Annotated in this window: 13 protein-coding genes; 1 reads left to right on the plus strand and 12 read right to left on the minus strand. The window is 69.3% G+C overall.

The window, feature by feature from the left end; genetic code table 11:
* Positions 1-7: 7 nt before the first annotated feature.
* From ACEN8D_RS03915 to ACEN8D_RS03955, 9 genes are all read right to left on the minus strand, one after another.
* Positions 8-910: a F0F1 ATP synthase subunit gamma gene (locus ACEN8D_RS03915; protein WP_070416288.1), complete on the minus strand. Its 903-nt coding sequence runs from the start codon at positions 908-910 to the stop codon at positions 8-10.
* Positions 911-2,539, minus strand: coding sequence for a F0F1 ATP synthase subunit alpha (atpA, locus tag ACEN8D_RS03920; RefSeq protein WP_070416289.1), 1,629 nt, complete (start codon positions 2,537-2,539; stop codon positions 911-913).
* A 107-nt stretch (positions 2,540-2,646) separates the two neighbouring features.
* The gene (locus ACEN8D_RS03925; protein WP_070416290.1) at positions 2,647-3,441 is read right to left on the minus strand and encodes a F0F1 ATP synthase subunit delta; all 795 of its coding nucleotides are present in this window, start codon (positions 3,439-3,441) and stop codon (positions 2,647-2,649) included.
* Positions 3,442-3,443: 2 nt separating this feature from the next.
* Entirely contained in the window at positions 3,444-4,007 is a 564-nt protein-coding gene (locus ACEN8D_RS03930) for a F0F1 ATP synthase subunit B (protein WP_070416291.1), read from the minus strand.
* A 9-nt stretch (positions 4,008-4,016) separates the two neighbouring features.
* Entirely contained in the window at positions 4,017-4,253 is a 237-nt protein-coding gene (atpE, locus tag ACEN8D_RS03935) for an ATP synthase F0 subunit C (RefSeq protein ID WP_070416292.1), read from the minus strand.
* Positions 4,254-4,320: 67 nt separating this feature from the next.
* Positions 4,321-5,181, minus strand: coding sequence for a F0F1 ATP synthase subunit A (gene atpB, locus ACEN8D_RS03940; RefSeq protein ID WP_374115161.1), 861 nt, complete (start codon positions 5,179-5,181; stop codon positions 4,321-4,323).
* A 104-nt stretch (positions 5,182-5,285) separates the two neighbouring features.
* Complete coding sequence (locus tag ACEN8D_RS03945; RefSeq protein ID WP_229085036.1) at positions 5,286-5,765, minus strand: Cg1360 family ATP-synthase-associated protein; 480 nt, start codon at positions 5,763-5,765, stop codon at positions 5,286-5,288.
* Entirely contained in the window at positions 5,762-6,988 is a 1,227-nt protein-coding gene (locus ACEN8D_RS03950) for an MraY family glycosyltransferase (RefSeq protein ID WP_070416293.1), read from the minus strand. Before ACEN8D_RS03950 ends, ACEN8D_RS03945 begins: the two co-directional genes overlap by 4 nt.
* Positions 6,985-7,659, minus strand: a complete 675-nt coding sequence (locus ACEN8D_RS03955; protein WP_070416294.1) for an L-threonylcarbamoyladenylate synthase — start codon at positions 7,657-7,659, stop codon at positions 6,985-6,987. The genes ACEN8D_RS03950 and ACEN8D_RS03955 overlap by 4 nt, the downstream gene beginning before the upstream one ends.
* A gap of 37 nt (positions 7,660-7,696) precedes the next feature.
* On the opposite strand from ACEN8D_RS03955, the gene ACEN8D_RS03960 reads away from it, so the two are divergent.
* Complete coding sequence (locus tag ACEN8D_RS03960; RefSeq protein ID WP_413398670.1) at positions 7,697-8,389, plus strand: HAD family hydrolase; 693 nt, start codon at positions 7,697-7,699, stop codon at positions 8,387-8,389.
* A 290-nt stretch (positions 8,390-8,679) separates the two neighbouring features.
* On the opposite strand, the gene prmC is transcribed toward ACEN8D_RS03960, so the two are convergent.
* From prmC to rho, 3 genes are read right to left on the minus strand one after another with little or no spacing between them, the layout of a single operon-like run.
* A complete protein-coding gene (gene prmC / locus ACEN8D_RS03965) occupies positions 8,680-9,567 on the minus strand; it encodes a peptide chain release factor N(5)-glutamine methyltransferase (protein ID WP_495601243.1) in 888 nt (295 codons plus the stop codon).
* Positions 9,568-9,587: 20 nt separating this feature from the next.
* Positions 9,588-10,670, minus strand: a complete 1,083-nt coding sequence (prfA, locus tag ACEN8D_RS03970; RefSeq protein ID WP_413399874.1) for a peptide chain release factor 1 — start codon at positions 10,668-10,670, stop codon at positions 9,588-9,590.
* Positions 10,671-10,673: 3 nt separating this feature from the next.
* Complete coding sequence (gene rho, locus ACEN8D_RS03975; RefSeq protein ID WP_495601159.1) at positions 10,674-12,884, minus strand: transcription termination factor Rho; 2,211 nt, start codon at positions 12,882-12,884, stop codon at positions 10,674-10,676.
* Positions 12,885-12,994: the final 110 nt, after the last annotated feature.

A 12,994-nucleotide genomic window follows, 5' to 3' on the forward strand; every position in this document is an offset into this window, starting at 1 on the left:
ACGCGGACTACTTCTTCTTCGACGAGAGGGCGTCGGCGCCGCCGACGATCTCGGAGATCTGCTGGGTGATCTCGGCCTGTCGGGCGTTGTTCGCGAGACGCGTGAAGTCGCGGATGAGCGAGTCGGCGTTGTCGCTCGCCGCCTTCATCGCCTTCTGCCGGGCGGCGTGCTCGGAAGCAGCCGACTGCAGCATGGCGTTGAAGATGCGGCTCTCGATGTAGACCGGGAGCAGCGCGTCGAGCACCGCGTCGGCGTCCGGCTCGAACTCGTAGAGCGGGAGCGGCTCGTCGTTCGACGGCGCCTCGACCCCCTCGACGACCTCGAGCGGGAGCAGCCGGACGACCTGCGGCTCCTGCGTGGCGAGGCTCAGGAAGCGGTTGAAGACGATGTGGATCTCGTCCACGCCACCCTCGGCCGTGTCCTGCAGGAACTTCGCCACGACGGCGTCACCGATCGACTTCGCGGTCGAGAACTCCGGCTGGTCGGTGTTGCCGACCCACTGCTGCTCCGACTCGCGCTCACGGAACGCGAAGTACCCGACGGACTTGCGCCCGACCAGGTAGAACACGACGTCCTTGCCCTCGCTGCGGAGCAGGGAGGCGAGCTCCTCGCCCTGCTTGAGGACGTTCGTGCTGAACGCACCGTTCAGGCCGCGGTCCGACGTGAACAGCACGACGGCTGCACGCGTCGACGACTCCGGCTCGGTGGTCAGCACGTGGTCGACGTTCGAGAACGTCGCCACGGCCGACACCGCACGCGTCACGGCCCGCGAGTACGGACCCGACGCGGCCATGCGGGCCTGCGCCTTCTGGATCCGCGACGCCGAGATCAACTCCATCGCGCGAGTGACCTTCTTCGTGGTCTTCGCGGACTTGATTCGCTGTCGGTAGACCCGGACCTGCGCTGCCATCTAGCGACGACCCTTGACGATCTGCTCCTGGTCGACGTCGTCGGCCGAGGCGGCCTCGAACTGCTCGGACCCGAGCGTCTTGCCGTCGCTCGTCTGGAAGCTCTTGGAGAACTCGTCGATCTGCTTGGTCATCTCGGCGACGGTGTCGTCGCTGAGCTGGTTCGTCTCACGGAGCGTCGTCAGGACGTCCGAGTTGCGACGCAGGTGGTCGAGCAACTCCGACTCGAAGCGCAGGACGTCGGCCACGGGGACCTCGTCGAGCTTGCCGTTCGTGCCGGCCCAGATCGAGACGACCTGCTCCTCGACCGGGTACGGCGAGTACTGCGGCTGCTTGAGGAGCTCGGTCAGACGGGCACCGCGCTCCAGCTGACGACGCGACGCCTGGTCGAGGTCGGACGCGAACATCGCGAAGGCCTCGAGCGAGCGGTACTGCGCGAGCTCGAGCTTGAGCGTGCCGGAGACCTTCTTGATCGACTTGACCTGCGCGTCACCACCGACTCGGGACACCGAGATGCCCACGTCGACGGCCGGACGCTGGTTCGCGTTGAACAGGTCCGACTGCAGGAAGATCTGGCCGTCGGTGATGGAGATGACGTTGGTCGGGATGTACGCCGAGACGTCGTTCGCCTTCGTCTCGATGATCGGGAGACCCGTCATCGAACCGGCACCGAGCTCGTCGGACAGCTTCGCGCAACGCTCCAGCAGGCGGGAGTGCAGGTAGAAGACGTCACCCGGGTAGGCCTCGCGGCCCGGCGGACGACGCAGGAGGAGCGACACCGCACGGTAGGCCTCGGCCTGCTTCGACAGGTCGTCGAAGATGATCAGGACGTGCTTGCCCTGGTACATCCAGTGCTGGCCGATGGCCGAGCCGGTGTACGGGGCGAGGTACTTGAAGCCGGCCGGGTCGGAGGCCGGGGCGGCGACGATGGTGGTGTACTCCATCGCGCCGGCGTCCTCGAGCGCACCCTTGACGGACGCGATCGTGGAGCCCTTCTGACCGATGGCGACGTAGATGCAGCGGACCTGCTTGTCCTCGTCGCCCGACTCCCAGTTGGCCTTCTGGTTGATGATCGTGTCGATCGCGATGGCCGTCTTGCCGGTCTGGCGGTCGCCGATGATCAGCTGACGCTGACCGCGGCCGACGGGGATCATCGCGTCGATGGCCTTGATGCCGGTCTGGAGCGGCTCGTGCACCGACTTGCGGGACATGACGCCGGGCGCCTGCAGCTCGAGGGCACGACGACCCTCGGCCGGGATCTCGCCGAGACCGTCGATCGGGGCGCCGAGCGGGTCGACGACGCGACCGAGGAAGCCGTCGCCGACGGGAGCCGAGAGGACCTCGCCCGTGCGGGTGACTTCCTGGCCCTCTTCGACACCGGCGAACTCGCCGAGCACGATGGCGCCGATCTCGTCCTCGTCGAGGTTCTGCGCGAGGCCGAGCGTGCCGTCCTCGAAGCGGATGAGCTCGTTCGCCATGACGCCGGGGAGGCCCTCGACGTGCGCGATGCCGTCGCCGGCGTCGATGACGTGCCCGACCTCGGCCGTGGAGGCCTTCGTCGGCTCGTAGTTCGAGACGAAGTCCTTCAGGGCATCACGGATCTCATCGGGGCTGATGGTGATGTCTGCCATGGGATTTTCCTTGTTGGTTTCCGGGGCCCTTCGGCTCCGAGAGGGTGACGCTGCCTGACTCGGCAGTTCCCGTTGTGGACTTGGGAGGAGCGGCTTCGACGGTACGCCTAGCCGGCGAGCTGGAGCCGGAGCTCCGAGAGCCGCGTGGACACGGTGCCGTCGATGACGTCGCCGCCGATCTGCACCCGGACCCCGCCGACGACCGAGGGGTCGACCACGTGGTTGATGCTGATGCCCTTGCCGTGCTGCTCCGCGAGGGCCCGGGCGACGCGAGCCGCCTGGCCGTCCGTGAGCGGCGTCGCGGTGATGACCGTCGCGACGAGCTTGCCGGCCTGCTCGGCCACGATGCGCGAGGCGTCGCGGACGAGTTCACCGATGCGACGACCACGCGGCTGCTGCACGAGGTGCGACAGGATCACGATGGTCTGCTCCGATGCCTTGCCGCCGAGCAGCCGCTCGACGAGGGCGCTCTTCTCCGACGGGCTGCCGAGCTTGGTGCCCAGCGCCAGCTCGAGGTCGGCGTCCGAACGGACGGCGGTCTCGAAGGAGAACAGTTCGGCTTCGATCGGCGTGCCGGACGCTGCCGTGGCGGCGACGGCGCGGATGCCCGCGTCCTCGATGCCGACGAGCAGGTCCTGGTGCGAGGACCAGCGCGAGCCGGCCACCGCGGTCAGGACCGCACGCGTCGCGGCCGACTGGCCGGCGAAGACGCGGTCGAGGACCACCTTCTTGCCGGCCGGGTCGGCCGTCGGGTCGGACAGCAGACCGAGCAGCTGCGGCGCACCGGCGATCGCACGCCCTGCGGCGAGGATCTCGGCACCGGCGGCGAGGTCGGCCGCACCGCCGAGGTCGGCGAGCACCGCCCTCGTCGACGCCAGTGCTTCCCTGGTGGCGCTGCGCATGCTCAGCGCTCCCCGGCCGACGATGCCGACGAACCCTGCGAGGCTTCGAGGTCAGCGAGGAACCGGTCCACGACCGCGGTCGACTTGGCGTCGTCCTTGAGCGACTCCCCGATCACGCCGGAGGCGAGGTCGAGGGCGAGGGTGCCCACCTCGGTCCGGAGCGACTGGAGCGCGCTCTGACGCTCGGCCTCGATCTGGGCCTGCGCGTTGGCGGTGATGCGTGCTGCATCGGCCTGCGCCTGCTCGCGGAGCTCGTTGCCGATCGCGTTGGCGTCGGAACGGGCCTGCTCACGGATGCGCGATGCCTCGGCACGGGCCTCGGCGAGCTGCTTGTTGTACTCGTCGAGCGCGGCAGCGGCCTGCTCCTGAGCAGCCTCCGCCTTCTTGATGCCACCCTCGATGGCCTCGGTGCGCTCGTCGAGCATCTTCGTGATCCGCGGGATGATGACCCGCCAGAAGACCAGCAGGATGACGACGAACGCCACCGCGGACCACACGATGTCGTACAGCGGCGGTACGAGGGGATTGTGCGTCTCCTCGGCCGCGATGATGAGTGCGTTCTGCATCGAGAGGCCTTAGTTGGTGAAGATGAAGTACGTCGCGATACCGATGAAGGCGAGGGCCTCGGTGAAGGCGATACCGATGTACATGAGGGTCGTCAGGCGGCCCTGGAGCTCCGGCTGGCGAGCGACGGACTCGATCGTCTTGCCGACGACGATGCCCACGCCGATGGCCGGGCCGATCGCCGCGAGGCCGTAGCCCACCGTCGCGATGTTGCCGGAGATTTCCGCGAGAACGGTCGTTGCGTCCACGTGTTTTCCTTTCAGGATGCGGCCCGGCGGATGCCGTGCCGTATTGGGGGTCAGTTCAGGTCGTTGGTCAGTGCTCGTCAGCCAGCGCGAGCTGGATGTACACAGCGGTCAGCAGCATGAAGACGTACGCCTGCAGCAGCGCGACCAGGATCTCGAAGAAACTGAACGCGATGCCGAACGCGAGCGTCCCGACTCCGAACGCCTTGAAACCGAGCGAGGCGTCGAAGAAGAAGAACTGCGTGGCAGCGAAGAAGAGGACGAGCAGCAGGTGGCCGACGACCATGTTCATCAGGAGTCGCAGGGTCAGCGTCACCGGACGGAGCACGAAGGTCGAGACGAGCTCGATCGGCGTCACGATGATGTACAGGTACCACGGGACCCCAGGCGGGAACAGCGAGTTCCGGAGGAAGGTGCCCGGGTGCTTGCGCAGACCCGCGTAGATGAACGCCACGTAGGCGACGATCGCGAGGATCATCGGGTACGCGATACGGCTGGTGCCCTGCAGGTTGAGCCCCGGGATCAGACCCGTGAGGTTCAGGAACAGCACGGAGAAGAAGATCGTGGCCAGCAGCGGGAGGAACCGCTTGCCGTCCTTCTCACCCAGGTTGTCGAAGGTGTTCCGGCGGACGACGTCGAACGCGTACTCGATGAGCGCCTGGCCGCGGCCGGGGACGAGCTTGAGCGAACGGGTCCCGATGATGCCGATCAGCAGCAGGACCGCGACGGCGATGAACCGGATGATGACGAGTCGGTCGATCTCGAAGGGCGTCCCAGCGAAGAAGATCGCATCCGGGAAGAACTCGTTGATCGACGGACCATGGAACTCGGCGGCCTTGCTGCTCCCCGCCGCAACGGTGTTACCCGCAGCGGTGAGGGACAGGGGAAGAGCGTGGGATAGCAGCGCTGTCTCCTGTGTCGGCGCGCGCACGCATGGCACGCGATGGTGGACGTTGTGGAGGCTCGTCCGCTCCGAGCAATGCTCCGGACGCGGACTCCGAGAAGCCTATCAGGTGCGAGAGGCTTCCCGGGCTCTCAGTTGCGGGGCGCGTCCTTCTCAGGAGACGCGGAGTCTCCGGGAAGGCTGACCCCGATCGGGATCCGGGCCTTCGCGACCGCGACCACGTCGATGACGAGCGAGCCGACGACTCCGACGATGATCGCGATCGCGAGCACCGGGAAGTCCACCCAGGCGCGGTCGCGCAGCAGGACGAGCACGACGATGAACACGACGAACTTGAGCAGCCACGTACCCATCACGATCCCGAAGAACGCGCCGGAGATCATCTGCCCCTTGGAGACGCGCAGCGCCACCAGCACGCTCACAGCGGTCAGCCCGAGGAACACCACGCTGAGGACGGCTCCGAGCAGGCCACCGGCGAGCCCGGGGCCGCCGGCGACGAGCAGTCCGACGACTCCCCCGACGACGGCGAGTCCGACGGCGAGGAGCGCGCCCCAGGTGATGATGCGGCGGAACACCGGCCGGACGTGGTCGAGCGCGTTCGGTGCGGTCACGAGTTGTCTCCTGGGATCGAGCGGTCGTTGGCGGCCCGGTCGAGCGGGTCGAGGCTGGCGTCCACCACGGCGGTGGACCGGGTGGCGACCTGTGCAGCGAACTCGGCGCGTTTTCGGCCGAGCGGGGCGAAGGTGGCGACGGCGCAGACGATGAAGCCGACGGCGACGAAGACGACCACCCAGTACCAGTCCACGAAGAGGAACAGCAGGCAGCCGATCGCCACGGTGGCCGTCCACGCGTAGAAGATGAGCACGGCGTGGAAGTGCGAGTGCCCCATGTCGAGCAGGCGGTGGTGCAGGTGCTTCCGGTCGGCCGAGAACGGGGACTTGCCGGCGCTGAGCCGACGCGTGACCGCGAGCCCGAAGTCGAGGATCGGCACGATGAGGATCGCGAACGGCAGCAGGATCGGGATGAACGCCGGCAGCAGCGCCTGGCGTGTCTGCACCGCAGCCGGGTCGATGTTGCCCGTGACCGAGACCGCGCTGGTGGCCATCAGGAAGCCCACGAGCAGGGCGCCGGCATCCCCCATGAAGAGCTTCGCGGGGTGCCAGTTGAGGATGAGGAAGCCGAAGCAGGCGCCGACGAGCACGGCGGTGAGCAGTGACGGCAGGTTGAAGAAGAACTCCGTCTGCACGACCACGCGGTTGATGAAGAACGTGTAGAGGAAGAACACGCCGCCGGCGATGATCGCCACGCCGGCGACGAGCCCGTCGAGGCCGTCGATGAAGTTCACCGCGTTCATGACGAGCACCACCGCCAGCACGGTGAAGATCAGGCTCATGTAGGACGACCCGACCCCGAGCGTGTTCCCGATCGGCAGCGACACGATCGCCACGCCCTGCCAGGCGAGGATCCCCGCGGCGATGATCTGCCCGGCGAGCTTCGTCATCCAGTCGAGGTCCCAGATGTCGTCGGCGACGCCGAGGACCACGATGATGGTCGCCCCTCCGAGCACCGCCAGCACACGACCCGGCTCGGAGAACACCAACCGGAAGTAGTCCGTGCCGGCGATCGACGGGAAGAGGAACCACGCCGCGAGCAGGGAGACGATGACGCCGATGTACATCGCGATGCCGCCGAGCCGGGGCGTCGGCGTGCGGTGCACGTCCCGCTCACGGACCTTCGGGTACCACTTGTACTTCAGCCCCAGCTTCCAGACGATCCAGCTGACGCAGAAGCTCACCACGGCCGCGATGGCCCCGGCGAGCAGGTAGTACTTCATCCGACGAGGTCGGCTCCGACGACCCTGGTGATCTCCTCGTCCGGGATCACACCGTGGCGGACGATCCGGAGCTTGCCGCCGTCGGAGAGTCCCGTGGCGTCGACGATCGTCGAACCGGTCGACTCCGCGAACCCCTCGTGCGGCTCGAGCGAGCCCCCGTCGAGGTACACCGCGACGCTGTCGCCGAGCATCGCCTCGGCCTGGTCGGCGTCCATCGCGGCCGGGTCCCCCGTCGTGTTCGCCGAGGACACCGCGAGCGGACCGACCTCTTGCAGGAGCTCGAGGGCGATCCGCGAGTCCGGCATCCGGAGCGCCACGGTGCCGCGTGTCTCGCCGAGGTCCCAGTCGAGGGACGGCTGCGCACGGAGGATCACGGTGAGGCCGCCGGGCCAGAACTCGTCGACGAGGTCGCGCACCTGCTGCGGGATGTCGCTCGCGAGCGCGTCCAGGGTCGGAGGTCCGGGGATGAGCACCGGCGGCGGCGACTGCCGGGTGCGTCCCTTCGCGTCGAGCAGTCGCTGGACGGCGGCCGCGCTGAAGGCGTCCGCGGCCACGCCGTAGACGGTGTCGGTGGGGACCACGACGAGCTCTCCGCGCCCGAGTGCGGCACGTGCGAGCCGCATCCCGGTCAGGAGCCCGTCGGAGTCGGTGCAGTCGTATCGGGATGCCATGACTCGACGATGATAGTGCGACACAATGGGTGGCATCGTGAACGAGTCCCCTGCGCCCCGCCTCCTGTTCCTCTTCGACATGGACGAGGTCCTCGTCCGGTACGACTGGCAGGTGCGGATGGCCGCACTCGCCGAGTTCACCGGGCACGAGTTCGCGGAGCTCCGTCGCCGCTGGTGGGACTGCGGCAACGAGCAGCGCGCTGAGGCCGGCGGGTACGCCGACGGCGACGAGTACCTCGCCGCCTTCGCCGAGGCCATGGGCTGCGACGTCCCCGAGACCGAGTGGGCGCGGATCCGCGGCGCCGCGATGACCGAGCTGCCCGACCGGATCGAGGCGGTGCGCGTCGCGAGCGAGCACGGTCGCGTCGGCCTCCTGACGAACAACGGACCACTGGCCGGCCGGTGGATCCACCGCTGGGCGCCGTCCCTCGCGCCCGTCTTCGGCGAGCACCTCGACACCACGAGCAACTTCGGGGCGCGCAAGCCCGAGCCGGAGGTCTACCGGCGCGCGCTCGAGCACCACGGCGTGCCCGCCGAGCGCGCGTTCTTCGCGGACGACATGCCGATCAACGTCGAGGGCGCGCAGAGCGTCGGCATTCACGCGGTGCTCGTCGAGGAGCACACCGACCTGCGCGAAGCCGTCCTCGCCTTCGTCGCGGAACAGCACGCCGCCGCGCCCGTCGCGGAGCAGCCGGACCGCAGCGCGAACGTCCCGTCACGCGTGCGGTAGGAAGCAGAAATGCGCGTACCGGGCAGGAACGAACGACCAGGTACGCGCGGAACGGCCCGCCATGCGCGGAACGGCACCGACTCACGGCGGCGGGCTGACCGGCGGAGGTGATCCGCGCCTCCGGGCCCGGACCGCTGCGCGATCCTTCCCATCACGCGTGCGGTAGGAAGCGGAATCGCGCGTACCGGGCAGGAACGGACGACCAGGTACGCGCGGAACGGCCCACCATGCGCGGAGCGGCCCACAGGACCACGCACGCACACCGCCCAGGAGGCGCGGCTCGACCCCGCCTAGCGCGTCGCCGTGGTCGTGCGGTCGCGTCCCGTCAGGTCGACGTGCGTCTCCGGGGAACGGAACCCCCGGCGCGCCAGGACCTCGCGAACGCCGGCGCCCTGCGGCTCGGCGTGCTCGACGACGAGGACTCCCCCGGGGACGAGCAGGCGCCACGCGGTGTCGGCGAGGGCACGCACCGCGTCGAGTCCGTCCGGACCGCCGTAGAGCGCCACGGCCGGGTCGTGGTCGCGGACCTCGGGGTCGATCGGCACCGCGTCGTCGGGCACGTACGGCGGGTTCGACACGACGACCGACACCGTGCCGTCGAGCTCGGGCAGTGCGTCGGCGAGGTCGCCCTCGACGAGGCGGACCGTCCCGCCGTGGGCATCGATGTTGCGCCGCGTCCACGGGAGTGCCTCGGGCGAGCGTTCGACCGCGTACACGACCGCGTTCGGCACCTCGGTGTCCATGGCGATGGCGATCGCGCCGCTGCCGGACCCGAGGTCGACGGCGACCGGCGACGGCACGGGCACCGCGCGGAGTGCGTCGATGCCGAACTGCACGACGCCCTCGGTCTCGGGCCGCGGGACGAACACGCCGGGGCCGACGGCCAGGGTCAGCGCCCGGAAGTACGCCTCACCGGTGATGTGCTGGAGCGGCTCGCGGGTGGCGCGTCGGGCGACGGCGTGCCGGAAGCGCTCGACGTGCTCGGCGGCGATCGCGCCGCCGGTCATCGCCCGGGCCTGCACGGCGCCGCGCGAGGTGTCGGTCGCCCAGGCGAGCAACAATTCGGCGTCCACCTGCGGGGTCGGGACGCCGGCCGCGTCGAACGCCGCGGCCGCCTCGCGCAGGAGGCGGTCCGCGGCGAACGCGACGGGCGTGTCGGAGGCGGGTCGCGCCTCCAGGCCGTCCGAGGGGACGTCGCTCACGCGTCCTGGTCGCCGATGGCGGCCAGTCGTGCCTCTTCGTCCGCCTGGATGGCGGACTGGATGACGGGCTCGAGCGCACCGTTCATGACGCGGTCCAGGTCGTACGCCTTGTACCCGGTGCGGTGGTCCGCGATGCGGTTCTCCGGGAAGTTGTACGTGCGGATGCGCTCCGAACGGTCCATGCCGCGGATCTGGGACTTGCGAGCGTCCGAGGCGATGGCGTCGAGCTCCTCCTGCTGGCGCGCGAGGATGCGGGCGCGCAGGACGCGCATGCCGGCCTCGCGGTTCTGCAGCTGCGACTTCTCGTTCTGCATCGCGACCGTGATGCCCGTGGGCAGGTGGGTGATGCGGACCGCGGAGTCGGTCGTGTTGACGGACTGTCCCCCGGGCCCGGAGGACCGGTAGACGTCGATCTTGAGGTCGTTCTGGTTGATCTGGACCTCTTCGGGCTCGTCGACCTCGGGGAAGACGAGGACACCGGTCGTCGAGGTGTGGATGCGCCCCTGCGACTCGGTCGCCGGCACACGCTGCACACGGTGCACGCCACCCTCGTACTTGAGGTGCGCCCAGACGCCCTGGGACGGGTCAGTCGTGTTCGACTTGATCGCGACCTGGACGTCCTTGTACCCACCGAGGTCGGACTCGGTGCGCTCGAGCATCTCGATCTTCCAGCCCTTGGACTCGGCGTAGTGCGAGTACATGCGCAGGAGGTCGGCCGCGAAGAGCGCCGATTCCTCGCCGCCCTCGCCACCCTTGATCTCCATGATCACGTCGCGCCCGTCGTCGGGGTCGCGCGGGATGAGCAGCCGGCGGAGACGCTCCTGGCGCTCCGACAGCTGCTCCTCGAGCGCCGGGACCTCGTCCGCGAACGCCTCGTCCTCACGCGCGAGCTCCTGGGCGGCGGCGAGGTCGTCCCCCGCCGCCTTCCAGGACTCGTACGCGGACTTGATCTGGTTGAGCTCGGCGTACCGCCGGTTCACCTTCTTCGCCCGGGCCGCATCGGCGTGGAGCGCGGGGTCCGACAGCTGCTGCGTCAGGTCCTCGTGTTCCGCCAGCAGCCCTGCCACCGACTCGAACACGCGTTACTCCTGGTGACCGTTGTGGTGCCCACCGGTCGTGGGGACCGACTTCTGCACCTGGACCAGGAACTCGACGTTCGACTGCGTCTCCTTGAGGTTCCGCAGCACGATCTCGAGGGCCTGCTGCGGGTCGAGCCCGGCGAGGGCACGGCGCAGGCGCCATGTGATCTTGACCTCGTCGGCGGAGAGCAGCTGCTCCTCGCGACGGGTGCCGGACGCGTTGACGTCGACGGCCGGGAAGATCCGCTTGTCGGCCAGGTGACGGTTGAGGCGGAGCTCCATGTTGCCGGTGCCCTTGAACTCCTCGAAGATCACCTCGTCCATCTTCGACCCGGTCTCGACGAGCGCCGTCGCGAGGATGGTCAGCGAACCGCCGTCCTCGATGTTGCGCGCGGCGCCGAAGAAGCGCTTCGGCGGGTAGAGGGCCGACGAGTCGACGCCACCGGAGAGCACGCGACCGGAGGCCGGCGTCGCCAGGTTGTAGGCGCGGCCCAGACGGGTGATCGAGTCGAGGAGCAGGACCACGTCGTGACCCAGCTCGACGAGGCGCTTCGCACGCTCGATGGCGAGCTCGGCGACCGTGGTGTGGTCTTCTGCCGGACGGTCGAAGGTCGAGGCGATGACCTCGCCCTTCACCGTGCGCTGCATGTCGGTGACCTCTTCGGGCCGCTCGTCCACGAGGACGACCATGAGGTGCGCCTCGGGGTTGTTCTTCGCGATCGCGTTGGCGATGGCCTGCAGCACGACCGTCTTGCCGGCCTTCGGCGGGGAGACGATCAGGCCGCGCTGGCCCTTGCCGATCGGCGACACGAGGTCGATGATCCGCGTGCTGAGCTTCGAGGGCTCGGTCTCGAGGCGGAGACGCTCGTTCGGGTACAGCGGGGTGAGGTCCTGGAAGTCGACGCGCGCGGCGGCCTCGTCAGCGGTCTGCCCGTTGACCGAGTCGACCTTCACGAGCGCGTTGTACTTCTGGCGGCTCTGCTGTTCGTTGTCGCGCGGCTGCTTGATCGCACCGACGACCGCGTCGCCCTTGCGCAGGTGGTACTTCTTCACCTGGCCGAGGGAGACGTAGACGTCGTTCGGGCCCGGCAGGTAGCCGGTCGTGCGCACGAAGGCGTAGTTGTCGAGGACGTCGAGGATGCCCGCGATCGGGATGAGGACGTCGTCCTCGGTGATCTCCGGCTCGAACTCGTCGTTCTGCCCACCGCGGCCGCGCTTGCGGTCACGCTGGCGACGGCTGCGGCCGCCCTCGGCCTCGTCGGCGTTCTGCTGGGCCTGCTGCTGCTGCTTCTGCTGACCCTGCTGGCCCTGCTGCTTCTGCTGGCCGTTCTGCTGCTGGCCGTTCTGCTTCTGCTCGTTCTTGTCGTCCTGCTGGGCGTTCTTCTGCTCGCCCTGCTGGCCCTGGCCGTTCTGGCCGTTCTTCTGGGCCGCGTCGGTCTTCGGGGCGTTGTCGCGACCGTTCTGGTCGCCGCCCTGCTCGCCGTTCTCGGCGTTCTGGCCACGGCCACGACCGCGACCACGGCTGCGACGACCGCGGCGCGAGCCGCCCTCGCCCTGCTGGTCGTTCTGGTCGCCCGACTCGGTGCCGTGCGCGGACTGCTCCTGCTGGTCGCCCGCGGCGTCCTGCTGGGCCGGCTGCTCGGCCTGGTCCGGCGTCTGCTCGGTGCGCTCGGCCTGCTGGCCGTTCTGCTGGTCGCGCTGCCCGCGGCCACGACGCTGGCCGCCGGTCTGCGCGGCTTCCTGGGCGTCCTTCTCGGCGCGGACCTGGTCGAGCCCGGCGAGGAGGTCCTCGGTGCCGGTCTGACCGTGGTTGGTGTGCTCGGCGGCCGAGGTCGGCGCGGCGCTCACGGTGCCGCCGGAGGAGGCACGGCGCGAACGGCGGGCCCGCGAGGACGCCGGCTGCTCGGCCGGGGCCTCGGTCGCTGCCGGTGCGTCGGCGACGGCCTCAGCGGCGGGTGCTGCGGGTGCCTCGGTCGGCTCCGGCAGCGTCGGCTGCTCGGCCACGGGGGCCTCGACCGCGGGTGCGGCCGGCTCGGCGGGAGCGTCGTCCGTCACGGGACGCTTGTCCTCGATCGAGGCGATGAGGTCACCCTTGCGGAGCTTCGAGAGCCCCGTGATGCCGAGGGAGGAGGCGATGCGCTGGAGTTCCGGGAGCCGGAGGGCGCGCAGATCGCTGGGGATCTCCACCTGGGTGGAGTCGTTGACGTTCGTCAAGGTCGGTGTTTCCTTTCGAACCGCAGAACGCGGAGAGTTTCCACCGTCCCGGATGCACGGGTATGCATCGACCGCCGTTCAGACGACGGACCGGGATTCGGTGATCAGAA

Source organism: Curtobacterium sp. Curtsp22 (assembly GCF_059492135.1).